The sequence below is a fragment of the Mitsuaria sp. MSU3D genome, assembly GCF_056867975.1.
In genome coordinates this window covers 611412-632209 of sequence record NZ_CP200314.1, presented here as the reverse complement: position 1 = coordinate 632209, position 20798 = coordinate 611412, and the positions used below count along the sequence as shown (strand labels likewise).

18 protein-coding genes are annotated in these 20798 nt (G+C 68.9%); 3 read left to right on the top strand and 15 right to left on the bottom strand.

The genetic code is table 11. The features are described 5' to 3' along the window. The first annotated feature begins 9 nt into the window (after window positions 1-9). Complete coding sequence (locus tag AC1VNM_RS02895; protein WP_377155956.1) at window positions 10-159, top strand: hypothetical protein; 150 nt, start codon at window positions 10-12, stop codon at window positions 157-159. Between the two features lie 4 nt (window positions 160-163). On the opposite strand, the gene AC1VNM_RS02890 is transcribed toward AC1VNM_RS02895, so the two are convergent. Continuing rightward, the gene (locus AC1VNM_RS02890; RefSeq protein WP_483105799.1) at window positions 164-571 is read right to left on the bottom strand and encodes a hypothetical protein; all 408 of its coding nucleotides are present in this window, start codon (window positions 569-571) and stop codon (window positions 164-166) included. Beyond that, window positions 571-1188, bottom strand: coding sequence for a hypothetical protein (locus tag AC1VNM_RS02885; RefSeq protein WP_377155959.1), 618 nt, complete (start codon window positions 1186-1188; stop codon window positions 571-573). The genes AC1VNM_RS02890 and AC1VNM_RS02885 overlap by 1 nt, the downstream gene beginning before the upstream one ends. 210 nt (window positions 1189-1398) lie before the next feature. Between AC1VNM_RS02885 and AC1VNM_RS02880 the strand changes: the two genes are divergently transcribed. After that, window positions 1399-4029 (top strand): penicillin acylase family protein, encoded by a 2631-nt coding sequence (locus AC1VNM_RS02880; RefSeq protein ID WP_483105798.1) that lies wholly within the window; start codon window positions 1399-1401, stop codon window positions 4027-4029. 79 nt (window positions 4030-4108) lie between these two features. Here the strand turns inward: AC1VNM_RS02880 and AC1VNM_RS02875 are convergent, their stop codons facing one another. The 7 genes from AC1VNM_RS02875 to AC1VNM_RS02845 form a co-directional block, all read right to left on the bottom strand. Next, entirely contained in the window at window positions 4109-4507 is a 399-nt protein-coding gene (locus AC1VNM_RS02875) for a hypothetical protein (RefSeq protein WP_483105797.1), read from the bottom strand. Window positions 4508-4517: 10 nt separating this feature from the next. Next, window positions 4518-5054 carry a hypothetical protein gene (locus AC1VNM_RS02870; protein ID WP_483105796.1) on the bottom strand — a complete coding sequence of 179 codons (537 nt, stop codon included), beginning with the start codon at window positions 5052-5054 and terminating at the stop codon, window positions 4518-4520. Between the two features lie 168 nt (window positions 5055-5222). Continuing rightward, window positions 5223-8111, bottom strand: a complete 2889-nt coding sequence (locus AC1VNM_RS02865; protein WP_483105795.1) for a spermine/spermidine synthase domain-containing protein — start codon at window positions 8109-8111, stop codon at window positions 5223-5225. Beyond that, window positions 8108-8737, bottom strand: coding sequence for a putative 2OG-Fe(II) oxygenase (locus AC1VNM_RS02860; RefSeq protein WP_377155970.1), 630 nt, complete (start codon window positions 8735-8737; stop codon window positions 8108-8110). The genes AC1VNM_RS02865 and AC1VNM_RS02860 overlap by 4 nt, the downstream gene beginning before the upstream one ends. Window positions 8738-8748: 11 nt before the next feature. Beyond that, on the bottom strand, window positions 8749-9717 hold the full coding sequence (locus AC1VNM_RS02855; protein ID WP_377155972.1) for a HupE/UreJ family protein: 969 nt from the start codon (window positions 9715-9717) through the stop codon (window positions 8749-8751). Continuing rightward, window positions 9714-10682 (bottom strand): peptidyl-prolyl cis-trans isomerase, encoded by a 969-nt coding sequence (locus tag AC1VNM_RS02850; protein ID WP_483105794.1) that lies wholly within the window; start codon window positions 10680-10682, stop codon window positions 9714-9716. Before AC1VNM_RS02850 ends, AC1VNM_RS02855 begins: the two co-directional genes overlap by 4 nt. An 84-nt stretch (window positions 10683-10766) precedes the next feature. Then, a complete protein-coding gene (locus AC1VNM_RS02845) occupies window positions 10767-13019 on the bottom strand; it encodes a hypothetical protein (protein WP_483105793.1) in 2253 nt (750 codons plus the stop codon). Window positions 13020-13291: 272 nt separating this feature from the next. Here AC1VNM_RS02845 and AC1VNM_RS02840 point away from each other — a divergent pair, with 272 nt between their 5' ends. Next, window positions 13292-13960 carry a PEP-CTERM sorting domain-containing protein gene (locus tag AC1VNM_RS02840; protein WP_483105792.1) on the top strand — a complete coding sequence of 223 codons (669 nt, stop codon included), beginning with the start codon at window positions 13292-13294 and terminating at the stop codon, window positions 13958-13960. Window positions 13961-14026: 66 nt separating this feature from the next. Here the strand turns inward: AC1VNM_RS02840 and AC1VNM_RS02835 are convergent, their stop codons facing one another. The 6 genes from AC1VNM_RS02835 to AC1VNM_RS02810 form a co-directional block, all read right to left on the bottom strand. Next, window positions 14027-14413, bottom strand: coding sequence for a hypothetical protein (locus AC1VNM_RS02835; protein ID WP_483105791.1), 387 nt, complete (start codon window positions 14411-14413; stop codon window positions 14027-14029). A gap of 9 nt (window positions 14414-14422) precedes the next feature. Continuing rightward, window positions 14423-15025, bottom strand: a complete 603-nt coding sequence (locus tag AC1VNM_RS02830) for a hypothetical protein (RefSeq protein ID WP_483105790.1) — start codon at window positions 15023-15025, stop codon at window positions 14423-14425. Window positions 15026-15204: 179 nt separating this feature from the next. Next, window positions 15205-17385 (bottom strand): TonB-dependent receptor, encoded by a 2181-nt coding sequence (locus AC1VNM_RS02825; protein ID WP_483105789.1) that lies wholly within the window; start codon window positions 17383-17385, stop codon window positions 15205-15207. Window positions 17386-17518: 133 nt separating this feature from the next. Continuing rightward, window positions 17519-18613 (bottom strand): enoyl-CoA hydratase/isomerase family protein, encoded by a 1095-nt coding sequence (locus AC1VNM_RS02820; protein WP_483109226.1) that lies wholly within the window; start codon window positions 18611-18613, stop codon window positions 17519-17521. A gap of 8 nt (window positions 18614-18621) precedes the next feature. Further along, entirely contained in the window at window positions 18622-19548 is a 927-nt protein-coding gene (locus AC1VNM_RS02815; protein ID WP_483105788.1) for a DMT family transporter, read from the bottom strand. 26 nt (window positions 19549-19574) lie between these two features. Beyond that, window positions 19575-20642 carry an isoaspartyl peptidase/L-asparaginase family protein gene (locus tag AC1VNM_RS02810; RefSeq protein ID WP_483105787.1) on the bottom strand — a complete coding sequence of 356 codons (1068 nt, stop codon included), beginning with the start codon at window positions 20640-20642 and terminating at the stop codon, window positions 19575-19577. Between the last annotated feature and the right edge of the window lie 156 nt (window positions 20643-20798).

Below are 20798 nucleotides of genomic sequence, written 5' to 3'. Positions count from 1 at the left end.
AGGCACGTCATGATCCGCAAACTCAGCAACGGTCAGTACCGCCTCTATTCCCGCAACCCCGATCCGAAGACGGGGAAGCGCCGCAACCTCGGCACCTTCGACACCCGCGAGGCGGCGGAGAAGCACGAGCGGGAGGTGCAGTACTTCAAGCGGCATTGACCCCTCAAGGAGTTCGTGGTCCATGCCAGCCGTCACAGCAGTCGAATACCTCCTTCGCTTCGCGCTGTTGATTTCGCATTTCCTCCTCGGAGATATCGCGCCAAAGCTTGTAGTCGGCCATCACTCGACGCTCGCGCAATGTCGTTAGTTGCTTCGCCAAGTGATGGGCCACGCGCATCTGCCGCGCGGGACAAGACTTGGGAGGATCCGCGAGACGTTCGATCAGTTGCTGATGAACACCGTGGACCTTCCGGCTCGACGGGGTCGGTCGAGGAAGCGACTTCGCCCATTCCCGACAGCGGTGATACGCCGCGTAGTAGGCACGACTGATCATCGCCCGCCGACGCGCTTCGGGCGTATGTCCACGCAGGCCTTGCGCATGCACAAGCAGATCCTTGCTTGACGTCGACATCACTCGTCCTCCTCGTCGCAATCATCGTAATGATCGTAGGGGTCCAATTCGTCTTCACCGTCTTCGACGTCCTCGTCGCCGGCAGCCTCCTGGTCGACCGGACCGTCCCAGCGCCCCTTGAATGCGATCTGAAAGCCCAGCGACTGGAGATCACAGTCGATGATTCGCCATGAGCAGGCCGTCGACACCACATGCCCGACTTCCCAAGGGGCATCGATGCGCAGCTCGTAGCGCATGCCAACGAATCCTGCTTCCTTCGGCGAGAACGTCACTCGTGCCGGGCAATTGCACAGCTGCAGCGAATGTTCCTTCAGGACGTCTGCGGCCACCTGCAGCATCTGCACGACCTGCGACCAACGCAATCGGTGATGCCGCAGCACCTGATCCATGTCTTCGGCGACTTGGTGCCAATCCACGGCCTTCGTCGATCCGGAACAGCTCCCGTCGCACGCCGTCGATGGCTCGCCGAACAGCGCCGTCGGCGCTGCAAGCAGAGCCACGATCTCGTCGAATTCCGCCACAGGCCGTCCTACCACCGGCGGTAGTCGTTTCACCAGATTCTTCGCCTGCGCCAAACGAACATCCATCACCATCACCGTCCTCGCTTTCTCTTGCACTCAAGCAGTCGTTCGATCCGAATGCATGCAGTGTCGAACCGGATCCGCCGATGTCGATTCCCCTTGAAGGGCGATTAAATGGGGGACACACCTTCGTGTGAGTCGCTCCCCCTGCACAAACCGATGCAGGTCATTGCGTCGAAGCCTCTATGCTTGAACGGAACCGGCCCGCCCCGGCGCGCCGACTACCAGAGAGCACAGGGAGACAACATGCGACTTTCCGTTCGACGCGGCCGTGGGCCGCTGCATGCACTGGCCTTGGCCTTGACCGTGGGATCGGCCGTGGGATCGGCCGGGCTGCTCGCGGGCTGCAACGGCGATGACGACGGGGACGGGACACCCGTTGCCAAGTTCAGCGCCGAGATCCGGCGCACCGCCCTGGGCGTGCCCCACATCAAGGCCGCCGACTGGGGCGGCGCCGGTTACGGGTACGGCTACGCGCAGGCGCAGGACGACCTGTGCACCATCGCCAACTCGATGCTCACCTTCCGCGGTGAACGCGCGCGCCACTTCGGCGCCGATGCCGTCATCCCCTTCCAGGGCACCATCGGCCAGCCGAAGAACCTCGACTCGGACTTCTATCACCGCCACGTCCTCAACGACGACGTGATGCAGCGGCTGATCGCCGCGCAGCCGGACAAGCTCAAGCAGCTCGTCGCCGGCTTCGCCGCCGGCTACAACCGCTACGTGCGCGAGATCAAGGCCGGCGCGGAACCCACCGCCCATGCGGCCTGCCGCAATGAGGCCTGGGTCGTGCCGGTCTCGGACACCGACATCTTCCGCCGCATGTACGCCGCGCACTTCGCGGCGGGCTACAGCAACTTCATCGCGCAGATCGCGAACGCCACGCCCCCCGCGGCGGCGACACCCGCGATGGCGACGTCCACGACCGTCATGGCGGCCGCAGCAACCAGAAAGCCCGCAACGACCGCAACGACCGCAACGACCGCAACCACGGTACATGCTGCGGCGGCCAAGGCATCGCGACGTGCGCGCACCGCGGCGCCGCAGCGACTCGCCATCGCCACGCAGCACCTGCCCGACTTCCAGGTCGGCGGCAGCGACGGCGTGGGCAGCAACATGATCGGCTTCGGCACCGCCGCGACCGGCGACGGCAGCCCGCTGCTGTTCGGCAACCCGCATTGGTACTGGCGCGGCCCCGACCGCTTCTACCAGGCGCAGCTCACGATCCCCGGCGAACTCAACGTCGCCGGCACGTCCTTCCTGGCGATCCCGGTGATCCAGATCGGCTACACGGACAACGTCGCCTGGAGCCACACCGTCTCCACCGCGCGCCGCTACGGCCTGTTCCAGCTCACGCTGACGCCCGGCGATCCGACGAGCTACCAGCGCGACGGCGCCCCCGTGAAGATGACGGCCCGCGCGATCACCGTGCAGATCAAGCAGGGCGACGGCAGCATCGCGCCGGTGTCGCGCACGCTCTATGAGTCGCAGTACGGCCCGATCGTCAACCTCGGCGCGCTCAACGCGGCGCTGGGCTGGAACACGAACACCGTCTTCGCGATCCGGGACATCAACGGCGACAACTTCCGCGTGTTCCGCGTCTGGCTGCGCTGGAGCCAGGCCAAGACGCTGGACGAGCTCGCCGCCATCCAGCGCGAGGAATCCTCGATCCCCTGGGTCAACACGGTCGCCGTCGCGCGCGGCAGCGGCCAGGCCTGGTACGCCGACATCGGCGCGATGCCCAACGTCTCCGCCTCGCAGCTCGGCAGCTGCGCGACGGCCTTGACGACCGCGCTCAGCGCCGCGCTGCCGCGCACGCCGGTGCTGGACGGCTCCAAGAGCAGCTGCGACTGGCAGAGCGACCCCGACTCCAAGCAGCCCGGCGCGCTCGGCCCCGCCCGCATGCCCAGCCTGCTGCGCGACGACTACGTGCTCAACAGCAACGACAGCTACTGGCTGGCCAACACGGCCGCGCCGCTGACCGGATATCCGGACATCCTCGGACCGGCGGGCACGACGTCGATCAGCTTCCGCACGCGGCTGGCGCATCTGCTGGCCCAAGGACGCCTGGCCGGCACCGACGGTTATGGCGGCAACAAGGCCACCAGCGAGACCGTACGCGCCATGGTGCTCAACAGCCGCACGCTCACCTCGGAGCTCTTCAGGGATCAGGCGGTCGCGATGTTCTGCGCGCCGCCGACGGCGTTCACCGTGGGCGGCGATCCGGCCACGGGCGAGACCTTCAGTCCGGCGCGCAACGTCGACCCCACCGAGGCCTGTGCGGCACTGCAGGCGTGGGACGGCAAGGCGCTGCTGGCGTCACGCGGCGCGCACCTGTGGGACGAGTTCTGGACGCGCGCGTCGCGCGTCCCCGAGGCCTCGCTGTTCGCGGTGCCCTTCAGCAGCGCCGATCCGCTGCACACGCCGCGCGACCTGAACGTCGCCGTGAAGACGACACTGCAGCAAGCCTTCGGCGCGGCGATCCTGCGCGTGCAGGCCAGCGGCTTCGCGCTGAACGCGACGCGCGGCGAAACGCTCTTCGCCACGCGTGGCAGCGAGAAGATCCCCCTCTTCGGCGGCTGCGGGCAGCCACAGGGCTACTACACGGTGGCCTGCGCGCTCAGCCGGCTGGACCAGGGCGGCTACGACCTCAACACCGCCACGAGCGCCAACAGCTACATGCAGGTGGTGCGCTTCCCCGGCGAGGGTGTCGAGGCCTACACCTTCCTGACCTTCTCGCAGTCGGACGATCCGGCCTCCGCGCACTACAGCGACTACACGCGCGCCTACAGCGCCGGGCAGTGGCAGAAGGTGCCCTTCTCCGAGGCCGACATCGCCAAGGACGCGGCCTTCACGACGAAGACCATCAGCGAATAGCGCGACGGGCACGCGCTTGCTCGCGACGGCCTGACCGATGACCAGGCGCGTCAGGTGCCTCGGCAAGGCAAGGCTGAGGTCAGGGCTTGCGCCGGCCATCGCAGCAGTCGAAGACCTCCTGCGCGAGCCCTACTTGCACGCTGAGTTCCCTTCGGTCCAGCTCCTCCGACAGCTTGTAGTCGGCCCGGACCCTCAGCTTTCGCAGTTCGTCGAGGCTGTCGCCAAGCCATCGGGAAAGCTTGGCTTGTTCGCCGGTGCACTGCGTATCAGGCGTTTGAAGTCGCAGGATCAAGCGTTGATGGACGCCGCCGCGCCGCTTGAGCGGATTTCCACGAGCGGGCAACGATCGCTCCCACTCGAGGCAACGGTGATAGCTGGCGTAGTAGGCGCGGCTTGCCAGATTGCGCCGGCGTGCCTCAGGCACGACGAGCGGTCGTTCTTTCGCTTGATGAAGCAGGTCATGACTGGTGACGGGCATGGCACTTACCTCACTCAAGGTCCGCTTCACGGCGATCCAGTTCGGCCAGTTCTTCCTCGGTCCATTCGCCGACGAATCCGAACATGAAACCATGCCGATGCATGTCGCGATCGATCAGGCGCCAAATGAACTTGTCGGTGAGCGCCCGAGCCACCTGATGAGGCGCGTCAATTCGGAGGTCGTAGCTGAAGCCGGGCTCCTCCATCTCCGGCGGATAGATGTCGACACACTCGGGATTGCCGCGACAGATTTTCAGGCCACTCTCGCGCAACACTTCCGCTGCGACCTGCAGGACTTCCACCATCGTTGTGGCCGTCATCCAATGCTCTGCTGCTGTCTGATGCGCGACTTGCAGCAACTCATCCCAATCTACGCGTGGGCACTTGGCATTCGGATCGACCTCCTTGTCCGCAGGTTCCCCGAACAGCGCGCTCGGTTCTCGCAGTATTGCCAGCAGATCATCGAAATGGAACGTCTGCCGGGGCGGAAGCTGCGACATGCCAGCCACCACCATGGTTGCCCGTTCCAACTGCGCATTCATCGTCATTGCACATCTCCTGTTGCCGAGTCCTCGACCCGGGAAGGCATGCAGTGTCGAATCGGAAGCGCGGTTGTCGATTCCCCTCGAAGAGCGAATCGATGGGGGAAATCACTTCGAGTAGGTGAGTCCCCCTGCACATACACATGAGGGCCATTGCGAGGGGCCCGGCGATGCTCACGGCCCCATTGCTTGCAGTGCCTGCGCCGCCTCGGGGCGCGCGGGCTGCGCCTCGCGCAGCGCGATGAGCACGCGCCGAGCCGCCGCCGCATCGCGCGGCGCGAGTGCGTTCGCCATCTGCAGCAACGGGTCGTAGGCGGGGCGGAAGTCCGGACTCAAGCGCAGGGCCTCGAGCAGCGGATCGCCCACCTGCGCCAGCATCGACGCCGGATCGGCAACCGGACGCGCCGATCGTCCAGCTTCGAGGAATCGATCGCGCGCCCGCCAGTACGCGGCGAGTCGCCGCGCCTCATCCGGCGCCTTCAGGCCGACGTCCGACGGCGCGGCGCTCACCTGGTGCAGGAACTCGAAGAGCCGCTCCTTCGGCGTCGATGCCGGCGCGTACACCAGTCGCGGCGCCAGGTACGCGACGATCGGGCGGTCGTCCGTGTTCATCGGAAACTTGCCCGCGAAGGCCGCCAGCGACCGCGGCCCCGCGACGATCGCGCCGAGCATCGCGAACTCGTCCTCGATGCCGAAGTCGGCCAGCGTCCGGCCATCGCGCCTGGCGGGCGAGAGCTCGACACGCGCGTGCCATGCCGACAATGTCGATGTCGATGTCGATGTCGATGAAGCCGCCCCGCGCCACGCATCCGCTTCGCGCCGGCCCACGAGCCCGATCACCGGTGTCTCCAGGCTGTTGGCCGCCAGCACTGCGATCGCCTCGGGGTACACCGCCAGGAAGGCGCGCGTGACGCTGCGCAGGCTGTCGAGGTCCAGCTGGTGCAGCGGCAGCCACTGGCAGAACAGGCCACGCGGCGCCAGGCGTTCGCGCACGGCGGCGAAGTGCTCGCGCGTGTAGAGCGCACCGGAACCGCTGCGCGCCGGATGGAAGTTGTCCGAGACGATCACGTCGTAGCGCGCTTCGGACGCGCGCACGAACCGCCGCGCGTCCGCCGCGACGAGGCGCGGCAACGCGGCGTCCAGCCCCAGCGCCCGCGTGAAATGCGGCGACGCATCGATCACCTCCGACAGCAGCTCCACCGCGTCGACCTGCAGCGACGGATCCTGCACCGCGACGCCAGACGTCGCGCCGGTGCCCAGGCCCAGGAACAGCGCGCGACGCGGCGCCGGATGCAGCAGCACGGGCAGCAGGGCCTGTCGACCATCCACGAACAGGCTCGCGCTGCTGCCTTCCTGCTGGCGGTTGTTGATGCGCAGTCGCGCCACGCCCGCCGCGTCCTCGACGACGCTGACCGCGGCCATGCTGCCCTCGGCGTAACTGACGAGATGCGCGCCGTCAGGCAGGTCGACGAATGCGAGCGGCGCGCCAAGGACGGCCATCAGCGCGAGCGCGACCATCGCGGCCGCAGTCCCCATCGCAGTCCCGCTCGCAGTCCCCATCGCAGCCGCCGTCGAAGTCCCCGTCGCGGTCGCCGTCGTTGGCGTCGCAGTCGACGTGGCGGCGGCGGTCGCTTTCATCGGCGCGACGATCAGACGTCGCCACGCCCGTGCCCCGACCATGGCGGCGGCAAGGTAGCCACCGGCAATCAGCAGCAGCGCGGTCTTCGGCCCGCACCATGGCGCGACGACGACGCCAAACAGCGGCGCGGCCATCGCTGCTCCGACCGTGTTCACCGCAAGCGCACGCCCGAAGGCAACGCCCTGCCCCATCGCCTGCGCGCCCAGATGGCTGAACCACGCCCCCATCGCCAGGGTCGGCAGACCGAAGGCCGCCGCCGCAAGCAGCGCTTCGGCGCCGAGCGCCGCCGCGAAGCCGGTACCGATCAGCCCGATGGTCCCGGCCTTCAGCATCGGCGCCGTCCACAACGCGGCGAGGCCGAGCAGGCAGGCGGCCGCCAGCACGCCGGGCAACACCGTGGACAGCCGCTCCTCATTCCATCGTCGAAGCCAACGCTGATAGCACGCCGCGCCCATCGACGTGCCGACGAGGTAGACGGCCAGCAGCAACGCGAAGGTATAGACCGTGTCCTCGTTGAGCTGGCCGAGCACGCGCACGACGACGACCTCGTAGCCGATCCCCAGCAGGCCGCTGACCGCGAGCAAAGCCAGGGCCTGCGTCCAGCGAGCGCCGGTGGGCCCGGAACGGTGCGTGGGGGTCCCGGACGGGAGCCCCCATGCATCGTGATGGGCCGCGCTTGGCCGACCGCCCGCGGGTGCTGCGGAGCTTGCGTCATTCGCGCCGGCGCGCCGGTCCTGAAGCCACCGCCACGCCGCGACCACGCACAGGGCATTCATCGCCACGCAGACCCTGGCCGTCGCCGCCAGTCCGAGGGCCGGCACCAGCCAGAACGTCGCCAGCAGCACGCCGAGCACGGCACCAAGCGTGTTGGCGGCGTAGAGGCCCGCGATGGAACGTTTCCCCTCGCCAGACTCGCCTGCCCCGCCTGAGTCGGCACCGAGCACCCGTTCGATCGCCGGCAGCGTCGCGCCCATCGCGGCGGTCGCGGGCAGCAGCAACAGGAAGCTCGCGCCGAAGGTCACCATCCATTGCCACCACGCGGCGGGCTCCGCGCCGATCCAGTGCTCCACCGCATCGCCGACCGGTTGCATCAGCACGATCAGCGCCAGTCCCCACAGGCCGATCACGGCCTCGCAGGCGAGATACCCACGCAAGGGGGACGCCGATCTCTCGATCCGTCCGCCGAAGGTGATCGCGCCCAGCGCGAGCCCGCCGAAGAACGCCGTGACCACGGCGAGCACCGCCGCCGCCTCGAAGCCGAGCCACAGTGCGCACTGCTGCGTCCAGACCATCTGGTAACCGAGCCCCGCGAATCCCGACAGGCCCATCAACACCAACGCCACACGGCGCGCGCGGCTCCGTGACGCCGCCGACGCGGAGTCGACGGCGGCAGGCGGATCGGCAGGCGTCAACGACACCGTCATCCGCTGAACCCGATCGTGTAGCCCCACGAGTTCAGGCGCGCCGGGATCGCGTTGAACGCGAGGCTGATGCGCGTCTGGCCGTCGTTGGGCGGCACTGCATGCATCAGATAGCTCGGGAACAGCACCAGGTCGCCGGGCGACGGCGAGGGGCTGATCCACTTCTCCGCATTGAACGGCCCCGCGACCATGCCGGGGTGATCGTTCTTGAAGCTGAAATCGGTGCCGCCCGGCGACTTCATGAACACGGTCCGCGCCGAGTCGTCCGTCCCCGTCAGGTACACGATCCCCGAGGCGAAGCTGTTGGCATGGTTGTGCATCGCCTGATGGCCGCCGTGCGCCATCACGTTGACCCAGAGCTCCTTGACGCCCCAGGCCATGCGCTCGCCGAAGAGCAGCGCGCCGAACTCCGACAGCGGCCCCGCCAGCAGCCCCGCGACGTCGACCAGCAAGGGGCTGTCGCCCGGTTGAAGCATCCGCGTGTGCACCAGCTTCGCGGAGCTGTTGTTGTCCCGCACGGCCTCCGCGCTGAAATGCGCCACGAGGGCCGCCACCAGCGTCGGCGGCAAGGCGCCCGGCACGCGCATCACGGGCGTGGGGAACAGACTGAAGGTTTCGGATGCAGGCATCGACGCTCCCCTCACCCGGCGATCGCCGCGATGCGCAGCCACGACCAGTACGCCGCCGCCGAGCCGATCAGGTACAGCAGCGCGGTGCGCAGCCGCCCGGTCCACGGCCATCGGCGCGAGACCCGCCACAGCGCCCAGCAGGCGCCGACCGTCATCAGCTGGCCGATCTCGACGCCGACGTTGAAGGTCAGCAGCGCGACCAGCAGGTGGTTCTCCGGCAGGCCGATCTCGCGCAACGCGCCGGCGAAGCCGAGGCCGTGCACCAGTCCGAACAGGAAGGCCACCAGCGCCGGCCAGCGGCGCGCCAGCGTCTCGCGGCCCTTCGATGGTTTCAGCGCCTCGCACGCGACCAGCACGATGGACAGCGCGATCGTGGCCTCCACCGGCGGCGGCCGCAGCTGCAGCCAGCCCAGTGCGCTCATGCCCAGCGTCAGGCTGTGCGCCGCGGTGAACGCGGTGATCGTCCACAGCAGCTGGCGCCGGAAGCCCACCAGGAACAGCAGCCCGATGACGAACATCAGGTGGTCGATGCCGGCCAGGATGTGCTCCACGCCCAGCAGCGTGTAGGCGCGGGCGATCTCGCCCATGCCGCGCCTGTCCTGCGCCGAGCCGAACAGCTGCACCGACGGCTGTCCTGCCGTCAGCGTGTAGACGCTGGTCTGGCCGTCGATCCAGAACACCTTCACCAGCGCGGCCGAGTACTGGCGGCCGACGCCGTCCATCGTCAGCGTGCCCGTCAGACCCGACTTGCCGCAATGCAGGTTCAGGCCTTCCGCCGTGCAGCCCTCGGGCCACGCCGGCGCGAGCACTTCCTCGGCGGCGCGCTTCTCGCTCGCCGTCCATTGCCAGATGAATTCGCCGGGCGCGGTCTCGCGCACCTGCATCTCGGCCATGCTCATCTCGTGCGCCCGCGCACTGCCGCCCGCCAGCGCGGCCGCTGCCATCAGCAGGCCGAGCATCCGTCGCATCCAGAGGCTCATTTGGATTCGCCTCCGAGGGCGGCGGCCGGCGCGGTGGTCGACGTGATCGCCGCTGTCGCCGCTGTCGCCGTCGTCGCGGTGGTCTCACGGCGGATCGTGTACTTGCGGCTCAGCGCGAGGACTGCCGCACTGCGCTGCTCCGACAGCGTCGCATCGGTCCAGTCCTGCAACACGACGCCGCGCAGCCTGTTGAAGTCGCCGGGTCGGGCCGGTGTCGTCGAGACCAGCCGCATGGCGCGCCATACCGGATTGCCGCCTTCAACAGTGCGGAACACGCGCCATTCGCCGATGGCCGACGACTCGATCGCCTTCGCGAAGTCCGTGCCGTAGCTTTGCACGAGGTTGGCATGCGGACGGCCCTTGAAGACGCGCAGGCCGGCGCCGGTGTCGCCCGGTGCGCCGCCATTCGCTCCACCCGCACCGCCGTTGAGCTTCGCGACGAAGGCGCGCAGGGCCGCTTCATCGGCGTCGCCGGCCAGCACGGCCTCCTCGAAGTCGAAGCGCGCGGGATCGTCGTACTTCTCGCGATGCGACTCGAACCAGCCGCGCAGGTGCGCGTCGTCGGCCGGCGGCAGCTTCACGCCGGCGTCGATCATGCTGAGCGACTTGAAGATCACGCGCTCGCGGATCGCCGTGTCGCCCTTGTCGAGCTGCAATGCGAGGCCTTCGCGGTACAGCACCTCGTTGTCGAGCCAGACCTGGCGCAGCGCGGCGAGCTCCTTCGCATCGGGCGCGCGGCCGCGCGAGGCGGTGAACACCTGCGTCGCCTCCGCATCGACCTCGGGGCCGACGACGATCCGCATCGGATCGTCCGCGCGACTGACCATCACGTGGTCCACGCCGAACAGCACGCCGCCCAGCAGCAGGAAGTGCAGCAGCGGCTCGCGCGTCCACGAGGGCCAGCCGCCCTTGGACGACGAAGAAGAGGTAGAAGCAGCGCGCGCTTCGGCGGGGGGCATCGTCATCGACATGGCAATCGGATCACTTCTGAAAATGGAAATGCGCCGCGCGTCGAAACGCGCGGCGCCGAGGGCTTCAGTGCGACTGGGTTACTTCACACCTGCCACTTGCGTCGAACCGCTCACTTCGATGTAGACGGGGTTGCTGTAGAACCAGAGGTCCGACCAGGCGGCCACGTCGTAGGCCACGTACTTCACGCCGCCGACGGTCGGGAGGTGGTTCGGGCAGCCGTCGATGGTCGTGCCGGTGTAGGTCGCGCCGTTGGCCGGGACGTTGGTCCCCACCGTCGTGCAGGCGATGCGCAGCTTGGAGGAGTCGTTGGCGTTGGTGTACAGGTCGGCCAGCGGATTGCCGCTGCCGTCGGTCTCGAAGGGCACCGACGCCGGCAGGTTGGAGCCGCGCAGCCGCACGTACTGCGAGGCCGTGACCGCCGGGATGCGGGTGCTCATCTTCAGGAACTGCGTGCTGTCCGCGCCCGAGATCACCTTGACCCACGGCGACGAGCCGGCGCCGTTGAAGCTGCGGATCACCGCGGCCGTCGTGTTCTTCGCCGCGGCGGGGACGTTGGCCAGGCCGGTGGTCGTGCCGTCGGTGCGCAGCCAGTTGGTGTTGCGCGGCCATTCGCCGGCGTAGTCGGCCGAGCCCGGCGCGCGGTAGCCGCTGACCAGACCGCGGATCAGATCGATGTGGTCCAGCACCGGCTGGTTGATCGGCTGCTCGATGCCGACCTGCTTCAGCGACGGATTCGGGAAGCTGTAGGGCGCGTAGTTCGTGCCCGCCGGATCGCGCACCGCGACGGCGACGACGAGCTCGGCGCCCGGACGCACCACCAGCTTCTCGCCCATCGTGGCGCAGCCGGCCACGTCGGTGTCGGTGTTGCCGGTGGCGGCGTTCAGCGCGAGCTGCTCCACCGAGGCGCTGCTGCGCGCGCCCGGGCCGGCGTAGGACGCACAGACGACCACGGCCAGGCGGTCGATCAGCTGGCCGGTCGTCGACCAGGCGTTGCCCGAGCGCAGCCCGTTGACGATGGCTTGCGGGCGCAGCTTGTCGGTGCCGTTGCGGACCATCGCGTAGGTGCGCTGGTATTCGCCGGGGTAGAAGTCCTGCGTCGAGCGGCGGTCATCGGGACCGAAACTGCCGCGGTTGTGCCAGTCGGAGCTGGCGAAGAACCAGAAGTTGCGGCCCTCGCCGAGCAGCGCGTCCCACACGCCGCCGACCACGCCCGCGTACACGCCGGTGCCGCCGAAGGTCGTGCCGCCGACGGAGTCGACCTTCTCGCTGCCGAAGGTATTGCGGTTGACCTGGTACTCGCCGCGGTTGGCCGAGGCGCCGTGGCCCGGCTGCGATTCGAAGCCGAAGGCGATGCCCGGGGCGGCGTTGTTGAAGTTGCGCAGGTGCTCGACGTTGAAGCCCTGGTTGCCGTCGGCATAGAACGGGCCGGCGCGCTCCAGGTGGGCCGGCACGTAGTAGCTGGCGGTCGCATGGTTCTGCGCCATCCACTTCAAGGCCTCGACCGTCTTCAGGTGGCCGCGCGTGCCGACGCCGGCGCCGCTCGCGGGCATCAGTTTCTGGGCCTGTGCGTTCCAGCTCACGTCGGCCTGGCTGTTGCTGCCCGGGACCGCGCAGTTCCAGTTGTTGCCCACGTTGGAGCCGGTGACGTTGCCGCGGCTGCGGTCGGTGTCGCCGCGGTCGAAGCAGTAGGACCACTGCGCCAGCGCGTCGGCGTTGCCCAGCGCGGAGAAGCTGCCGTTGGCGGGCAACTGCGTGGCATCGATGCCGTTGGGCATCTGGCCCGTCACGATGGACATCGAGCTGTGCTCATGGCCGGCCACCACCGATTCCATGCCGATGAACAGCGGCAGGTTCTTCGCGACCGACAGGTACTCCAGCAGCGGGTACTGGAACTCCTGGATCGACTGCCAGCGCCACATGTTGCCGTTGCCGCCGACGCCGCCGTTGTCGCCCTTGATCGCGGCCGCGCCGATGCTGGCGGACCAGGTCGTCGTCGGACCCTGCCCTTGCACGAACGGGTAGGCCGGCGTGGACAGCGAGGCGTCCTCGACAAGCGTGCAGTTGCGGTTGCCGTTGCCGCCGTGGCCGGCCTGGACGAACCAGTCCAGGCCCCAGGGGGTGTCCTGCTTGTCGGTGACCTTCTTCACCAGCTTCTGCATCGAGATCGAGCCGTCCGAGCAGGTGGTGTGGTTGTGGAAGTCGCCGCTGACGTAGCGGCCGGGGGTCTTGCCCGCGGCGGCGGCCGGTGCCGGCGCGGTGGTCAGCGAGAGGGAGCCGAGGGCGGCGAGCGCGGCGAGGGCGACGTCGCGTCGGGCGAAGGGGAAGCGCATGGTGGTTGCTCCAGGAGTCAGCGAGGACCGGATGAGGAAAAAGTCACGCGCAGCGTAGAAAGCCGGCTTGACCGAGCCGTGACAGCGCCGTGGCAGGACCCGGAATCGCGTCCCCTGAAACCAGGGACGCGGGAAACCCGTGGAACGAGACTTCCGTCACGCGACTGCCTTGGACGGATTCGAGACTCGCGGCCGAAGCGTCCCGACGTGCAGGCCCGATCCGCGCGGTTTGCATGCGGGAGGCAACCCCTGACCCCCACCGGAGAACCTCCATGAAGCGTGCTGCTTCCACCGCCTTGCTGTCCCTGGCCGCGCTGTCGGCCCTCGCCCTGTCCGCGGCGCCGGCCCATGCCGCCAACGCGTGGATCGACTTCGACGGCCCGACGAGCTTCGCGTCGGTCGCCGACTACTACAACGGCGGCACCGACGGCGCCGGCCTGAGCGGCGCCAACCTGGGCGTGTCGTTCAGCGGCTCGATCCTGGGCCTGGCCAACGACGGCCTGGCGGACAGCCCGAGCGGCAACTACTTCAGCAACGCCCCGACGATGGGCGGCGTGATGTTCAACAACATCGGCGAGACCGGTCTGATGAACGTCGCCAAGGGCTTCACCGGCGAGGTGTCGCTGTACTACTCGTCGGCGAGCGCGCTGGCCAGCGCGGTCACGATCTACAGCGGCCTGAACGGCACGGGCTCGATCCTGGGCTCGTTCTCGCTGGCCAACAACGCGCAGCTGGGCTGCTCGGAGTCGTCGTACTGCCACTTCGACCTGGCGTCGGTGAGCTTCGCCGGCGTGGGGCGCTCGCTGGTGTTCAGCGGCGGGCTGAATGGCGCGATCGACAACATCGCCATCACGGCAGTGCCGGAGCCGGGTACCTACGCGCTGATGCTCGCCGGCCTCGCGGCCGTCGGGTTCGTGGCGCGGCGCAAGCGGGCGCAGTAAGTCTGCACCGGGGCCTGCCCGGCCCCGCACCGACGATCAATGCGCCTGGAGGCGCATTGATTGTCATCAGCTGCCGCAGGTCTTGAAGAGCAGGCGCGCGTCGTAGAGTTGCTTCTTGAGATCGATCTCACTCACGGAGCGCCGCAAACGATAGTCCGCGATCACGCGCTGATCCTTCTGGCGGCTCAGGAGCCGGTGCAGGTCGACCGATTGACACTTCTGCTTCGACGTGCAGGCACCGTTTGGCGCGCCGAGCCTGTCGATCAGGCGCTGATGAATGCCGCCCTGCGGTTTCGCGACTTGGCCGCGCCGGGCCAGCCCACGCTCCCACGCCAGACATCGGTGGAAAGACGCGTAGTACGCGCGGGAAATGGCAGAACGCCGCCACGGCTCACCAACATGCCGGGCTTGCTCGCTGGCCAGTTCCAAAAGGTTTTCGGGTTTGATTGACATGCGATCTCCTCAGTCCAAGTCTTGATCCCAATCAAGACTCTCATCCGTTTCGTCGTCTCCAGCCCCTTGAACGAAGCTGAAGCAGAATCCGTGATAAGGCACGCCAACCTGATTGGCGAGCCCATCGAGTTCACGCGTCAAGTCACTGGCTCGCTTCCAGTCGGTGTCGACGCTCAACTCGATGAAGATGTCCATCGTGTCCTCCTCATGGAGGAAAAGGATCGCCATCTCACCAGCGCAGATCCGGACGCCATGCTTGAGGAGCACCTCGACCCCCAAGTGCAGGTGAAACAACACATCGCTGCAGCGAGTGTCCCAGTAGGCAAGGAACTTGCCGATCTCCCGCGGCGCCGATGCCCAGTCGACCGACTCTCCCCGGTCCCTGGCTTTGCGCTCAGACGGAGTTCCAAAGAACTCTTCGGGCACGCGCAACATGCGCATCAGCCGAGCCAATCCAGGCATGCCTTCCAGCGCATCAAGCTCCGCCGCGGTCGACGGGTTGACGGGCGACAAGGAAGGCACCGACGCCGTCTCCGGCTCGGTCACGCGGTCATCGAGTGACTCCACCTCCGGCTCCATCTCCAGCTCAGATTCCATTTCTGCAAACGCCATTTGCATATCTCTCCATGTCTACTGCGACAACCATCGAGCTCACGGCTCGGATGCATGCAGTGTCGAAGCGAAGAGGCGTTTGTCGATTCCCTCCGAAGGGCGTTCTGATGGGGGGCGTTGATTGAAGTAGGTCAGTCCCCCTGCGTCTACGCAGAAGGGGTCATTGATTCAGCGCGGCGTCAGAAGCTGCGGCGCAGCGTGACGCGCACGGTGCGCGGTTCGGCGGGATGCACGTGGCGATCGGCGACCGGTGTGGCCTCACCGGGCAGCTGCGACTCGTAGTAGTACTCGATGTCGTTGACCTTGCGGTCGAAGAGATTGAATACGTCCAGCGTCAGCTCGGTCTTCGTGCCGAAGCGCCGGCTCACGCGCAGGCTGGTCGTCAGCGACGAATGGGAACGCACGCTGTTGTCCTCGATCAGCGCGCCGCTGCCGAGGTAACGCCATTGCAGGCTCGCCGACCACGGGCCCACCTCGCGCACGGTCACGCCCATCGAGGCGACCTTGTCGACCGCATTGGGAATGCGATTGCCAGCCGGATCGGCGTCGGAGAAGCGCGCGTGCGTCCACGCAAGGTCCGCGTCGATCAGCAGCCAGGGCAGCGGCAGGTAGCGGTTGTTCCACTCGATGCCGCGCCGCCGGCTCGGCCGGTTGGCCTCGGTCGCGCCGGCGTCGCCGACGTAGACCAGCTCCGAATCGAAGTCCAGCTTCCACAGCGCCACCGAGCTCTGCAGCCCGGGCACGATCTCGCTGCGCAGGCCGAGCTCGTAGCCCCTGGCCTTCACCAGACCTTGCGCCGGGTCGCTCGCGCTGGTCACCCCGCGCGCGTCGTTGCTGTGGAAGCCGCGGCCGGCGTTGACGAACAGCTCCGTCTTCGCCCACGGCCCCAGCACCAGCGAGAACTTCGGCGACACCAGCGTCGCGCGCTCGCTGCCGGAGTTGCCCTCCCCCGCGCGGTGGTCCACGCGGAAGCGTCCCTGGTCGGCGCGCACGCCGAGCACCGAACGCGCCCACGGTGCGAGCTCGACACTGGTCTGGCCGTACACGCCGGACAAGGTCTCACGCACGTCGTCGTCGCGCGTCGTGTCGGTCGCCGGATCGACGACCACGCGCGCCACCGTCTTGAACAGCCCCACCCGCGCCCGGTCCTGGCGCACCTGGAAGCCGAACTCGGAACGCGCCGGCAGGCCGCCCAGCACGTGGTCGAACGCGTGACTCCCGCTCAGGCCGTAGACCTGGCGGTCGTCCTTCTGCGCGAACTGGTCGCCCACGTCGGGGCGCTCCATCGCGTAGGTGAAGTTGGAATACAGCGCCAGTTGATAGGCCATCGCATAGGCGGCCAGTCGCGTGCTGCGGCCCTCGGCATCGCGCTGCCATTCGGCGGACAGGCTGCTGCGGCGCGTGTTGCCGCCGTCGCTCGGGTCGACCGCATCGAAGCGCCCGAAGGGCCGCCCGTCGAAGCGGCCCGCATCGATCAGCCGTTGCGGCACCTGGTCCGTCGAGGTCCAGTCCGCGCGGTAGTCCATCAGCCCGATGCGCCAACGGTCGCCGCCGGTGCCGCCCATGCCCGCGGTGCCACCCGACAGGCTCAGCACCACGTTGCGACGCTTCAGGTCCTCCGGCAGCTGCCACGGACCGTCGTTGCGCATGCCCTCCGCGGCGCCGAGCAGTTGCATGCCGCCGCCGATGGCCGTCGAACCGGCCGCCAGGGCGCGCCGGTACTTGCCCTCCCCCAGCGTGAGCGCGACGAAGGGATCGTCGAGCCGGCGGAAGTAGGCGATGTCCGCCGACCCCGCGGCCGCGAAGTCGCCGTTGCCGGCGAAGTACGGCCCCTTGCGATAGTCGATGCGCTCGACCAGTTCCGGGATCAGGAAGTTGAGGTCCGAGTAGCCCTGCCCGTGCGCATGGCTGGGCATGTTGACCGGCAGCCCCATGACCGTCGTGGCGAAGTCGGTCCCGTGGTCCAGGTTGAAGCCGCGCAGGAAGTACTGGTTGGCCTTTCCGTCGCCGCTGTGCTGCGTGACGATCAGCCCCGGCACGAACTCCAGGACCTCGCCGGGGCGCAGCGCCGGGCGGCTCTTCAGCAGTTCGGCGCGCACCGCGCCCTGCGAGGCCGCGTCCGTCGTGCCGATGCCGTTGTCGTAATGGCGGCCGTTGAGCTCGACGCGGTCGAGCGCGACCGGCTCGGCCCTGGCGACCTGGACGGGTGTCGCCGCCTCGTCCCGCGGCGTGGCGGTCGCCTTGGCGGAGGAGGCGTCGACGCTCCCTGGAATCTGGGCACACGCGGGGCCGCAGACCGCCAACACCACCGCGCCGATGCGCGCCCTGTTCGCGGCCCTGGGCCCTCGCCTGATCGTCATCCGTCCGTCGCTCCGAGATCCCTCCGCACGGGAGGTGCGCAGTGCGGCGACTCTAGGCGGACGCTGTGAAGGTTCTCTGAAAACGCGGGGGTCGGGTTTTGCCCGTCACTGACGTGGGGGACAGCGCGGGCGATCAGTCGAGCCCGCGCAGCGGGTGCTCGACGGCCGTCCAGGGGCTCTGGAAGAAGGCCTCGACATCGGCGCGCGTCACGTCCTCGACGCGGGCCGGGTGCCATTTCGGCGCGTGGTCCTTGTCGATGGCCAGTGCGCGCACGCCCTCGACCGTCTCGCTGGCGGCGCCGGGCCGGAGGTGGAAGCAGTGATGCACCAGGTCGCGCTCCATGCGCAGGTCGTCGGCCAGGCTCATCGACGCGGCGCGCCGGATCTGCTCCAGCGTCACCGCCATCATCAGCGGCGAGCGCTGCTTCAGCGTCGCCAGCGTGTGCTGCGCCCAGGGATCGGCGTCGGCCTCGAGCGAGGCGAACAGCGCCGGCACCGAGGCCGCCGAGAAGTGCCTGTTGATCAGCGCGCGCGAGTTCCAGTGCTCGGCGACCGGCGCCAGGTCCACGCGCTCCATCACCGTCGCGACCACGTGCTCGGCGCTGTCCTGCACGCCGGTGCGGAACGCCTCGACGATCGCCGGGAGCTCGCTGCTCTGGACGAAGACATCGCCCAGGCCGAGCTCGATCGCGTCGCCCGCGCCGATGACCTGGCCGGTCAGCGCCAGCCACTCGCCGCTGCGGCCGGGGCAGCGCGACAGGAAGTAGCCGCCGCCCACGTCGGGGAACAGGCCGATGTTGGTCTCGGGCATCGCGAGCTTGGAGTGCTCCGTCAGCACGCGCAGCCGCGCGCCCTGGCTGATGCCCATGCCGCCGCCCATCACGACGCCGTCCATCAGCGCGATGAAGGGCTTGGGGAACTGGTGGATCAGGTGGTTGAGCGCGTATTCCTCGGTGAAGAACGCGTCCAGCGCGTCGTCACCGGCGAGCGCGGCCTGGTGGAAGAAGCGGATGTCGCCCCCGGCGCAGAACGCCGCCGGTTTGCCCTCGCGGCCCGCGCCCATCAAGGCGACGGCCTGGATCGCGGGATCCTTTGCCCACGCGGTCAGCAGCGCGGTCATGTCGCGGATCATGGCCAGCGACAGCGCGTTCAGCGCCTGCGGACGGTTCAAGGTGATCAGGCCCAGGCAGCCGTTGACCTCGGCCAGGACCTGCCCTTCGGATTGCAGCGACGGAATCACAGCGACATCTCTCCACTCGTAGAAGCTGCCGGGCGGCGCCACGCGGCCAGCAGCTCATTGCCTATCAATGCGGCCAGCACCATAACACCGCCGAGCAGCGCGGCCCGCGATGGCGCCTCATCCGCCAGCAGCCAGGCCCACAGCACGCCCAGCAGCACTTCCATCAGACCCAGCAGCGCCACCTCGGCCGCCGGCAGCACCCGCGTCAGCCGCACGACGATCAGGCACGGCAGCGCCAGCTGGAACACGCCCAGCCCGGCCAGCAGCAGCAGGTCCCGCCCCGAGGCCGCGAACGGCCAGGCCAGCGGCAGCGTCGCCAGCGCCGACAACAGCGCGCCGAACCAGACGGCGGGCAGCAGGTCGGTCTCGCCGTCGCCGGCGCGCGCCTGCAGCAGCGTCCAGTTGCTGGCCGCCGCGACGGGGACCGCCAGCGCGACGCCCATGCCCAGCCACGCGGCCGGGCCGGCGCTCATCTCGTTCGCGAACATCCAGGCGATGCCCGCACTCGCGACCCAGATCGCGAACCAGGTCCGCGCCGCCAGCCGCTGATGCAGGAAGACGCGCGCGAACAGCGCCGTCAGCAGCGGCCCCAGCGCCATGGTCACCAGCACGTTGGCCACGCCGGTCATCGTCAGCGCCAGCATGAAGGCCGTGTACATCACGGCCCAGCACAGGCCCGAGCCCAGCACCGACGGCGAGCGGCGCAGGCGCGGCAGCGCGCGCCGCCAGTAGTCCCGGCCGCGCAGCAGCGGCAGCAGGACCGTCAGCGCCAGCGCATTGAAGGCGCTGCGCCAGAAGGTCACCTCGAAGCCGCGCGCCGAATCCAGGTGGCGCGACACCGCCCCGGCCGTGCTCCACAGCAGCGTGACCAGCAGCATCAGCAGGACGGCGACACGGTGGCTCATGGCATCGGTCGACCTCATTCGGCCTCGTTCGTGTTCATCCGTCCTCATTCTTCCTGGTAGACGCCGACCACCGGCGCGCCGCCGGCCTCGACCCAGCCGCGGTACATGCCTTCGGTGTTGAAGCCGAGCCAGACGTTGCCCAGCGTGTCGACCGCGATCAGGCCGCCGTCGCCGCCCACCGTCGGCAGCTCGTCGAACACGACGCGCGCACAGGCCTCCGACAGCGGCAGGCCGCCGATGCGCATCAGCGCGCCGACCTCGTGGGCCGCGGCGGCGCGGATGAAGGCTTCCCCGGTGCCCGTGCAGGAGACGGCGACGCTGCGGTCGTCCGCATAACAACCGGCGCCGGGGATCGGAGAATCGCCGACGCGACCCGGCCGCTTGTTGGTCATCCCGCCGGTGGAGGTCGCCGCGGCGAGGTGGCCCGCCGCGTCGCGCACCACCGCGCCGACGGTGCCGAACTTGGTCTGCTCGTCGATGGGACCTTCGACGGTCGAGTCGGCCTCGGCGAGCACCTGCTGCCCGTCATGATCCAGCACCTGGCCGAGCGCCGACGCCCTCGCCTTCTCCAGTTGCGCCAGCCGCTGCGGCGTGCCGAACCAGTCCGGCGCCACGCGCTCCAGGCCCTGCTCGAAGGCGAAGGTGTCCGCCGCCGTGCCGACCAGCAGCACGTGGCCGCTATGCGCCATCACCGCCCGCGCCGCGAGCACCGGATTGCGCACCCGCGTCACGCCCGCCACCGCGCCCGCCGCGCGATCGCGCCCGTCCATCACGCTGGCGTCGAGCTCATGCCGCTGGTCCGCCGTGTAGACCGCGCCCTTGCCGGCGTTGAAGAGCTCGCACTCCTCGAGCCGGCGCACGGCCTCGACCGCCACGTCCATCGCCGCGTCGCCGCGCGCCAGGCACGCCGCGCCGTCGGCCAGGATCTCCGCCAGGGCGGCCCGGTAGCGCGCCTCCATGTCCGCGCTCATGCTGGCGCGGCGGATCGTGCCCGCACCGCCGTGGATGGCGAGCACGGGCCGGGGAAGGGACGTCGCGAACAGGGTCGGGAGAGCCGTCGGGAGAGCGGTCGAGGAAGCGGTCGACGGAGCGGTCGGGAGCGAGGCGGTCATGGCGGTTCTGCGGAGCCCGGAAGCCGCGCATTCTCCCCCGCCCCCGGGATGCCCCTGGCTTTGTCCCGGTCGGGACAGGAAAAAAGCGAACGCTCGTGCTAAAAACCGCCGCAGTTCCCTCGACAGGCGCGCCACAAGCGCCGGGCAAGACATCAA

Coding starts and splice junctions, on each gene's coding strand:
- AC1VNM_RS02895 (WP_377155956.1), top strand. CDS start 10: ATGATCCGCAAACTCAGCAACGGTCAGTACCGCCTCTATTCCCGCAAC.
- AC1VNM_RS02890 (WP_483105799.1), bottom strand. CDS start 571: ATGTCGACGTCAAGCAAGGATCTGCTTGTGCATGCGCAAGGCCTGCGT.
- AC1VNM_RS02880 (WP_483105798.1), top strand. CDS start 1,399: ATGCGACTTTCCGTTCGACGCGGCCGTGGGCCGCTGCATGCACTGGCC.
- AC1VNM_RS02875 (WP_483105797.1), bottom strand. CDS start 4,507: ATGCCCGTCACCAGTCATGACCTGCTTCATCAAGCGAAAGAACGACCG.
- AC1VNM_RS02870 (WP_483105796.1), bottom strand. CDS start 5,054: ATGACGATGAATGCGCAGTTGGAACGGGCAACCATGGTGGTGGCTGGC.
- AC1VNM_RS02865 (WP_483105795.1), bottom strand. CDS start 8,111: ATGACGGTGTCGTTGACGCCTGCCGATCCGCCTGCCGCCGTCGACTCC.
- AC1VNM_RS02860 (WP_377155970.1), bottom strand. CDS start 8,737: ATGCCTGCATCCGAAACCTTCAGTCTGTTCCCCACGCCCGTGATGCGC.
- AC1VNM_RS02855 (WP_377155972.1), bottom strand. CDS start 9,717: ATGAGCCTCTGGATGCGACGGATGCTCGGCCTGCTGATGGCAGCGGCC.
- AC1VNM_RS02850 (WP_483105794.1), bottom strand. CDS start 10,682: ATGACGATGCCCCCCGCCGAAGCGCGCGCTGCTTCTACCTCTTCTTCG.
- AC1VNM_RS02845 (WP_483105793.1), bottom strand. CDS start 13,019: ATGCGCTTCCCCTTCGCCCGACGCGACGTCGCCCTCGCCGCGCTCGCC.
- AC1VNM_RS02840 (WP_483105792.1), top strand. CDS start 13,292: ATGAAGCGTGCTGCTTCCACCGCCTTGCTGTCCCTGGCCGCGCTGTCG.
- AC1VNM_RS02835 (WP_483105791.1), bottom strand. CDS start 14,413: ATGTCAATCAAACCCGAAAACCTTTTGGAACTGGCCAGCGAGCAAGCC.
- AC1VNM_RS02830 (WP_483105790.1), bottom strand. CDS start 15,025: ATGGCGTTTGCAGAAATGGAATCTGAGCTGGAGATGGAGCCGGAGGTG.
- AC1VNM_RS02825 (WP_483105789.1), bottom strand. CDS start 17,385: ATGACGATCAGGCGAGGGCCCAGGGCCGCGAACAGGGCGCGCATCGGC.
- AC1VNM_RS02815 (WP_483105788.1), bottom strand. CDS start 19,548: ATGAGGTCGACCGATGCCATGAGCCACCGTGTCGCCGTCCTGCTGATG.
- AC1VNM_RS02810 (WP_483105787.1), bottom strand. CDS start 20,642: ATGACCGCCTCGCTCCCGACCGCTCCGTCGACCGCTTCCTCGACCGCT.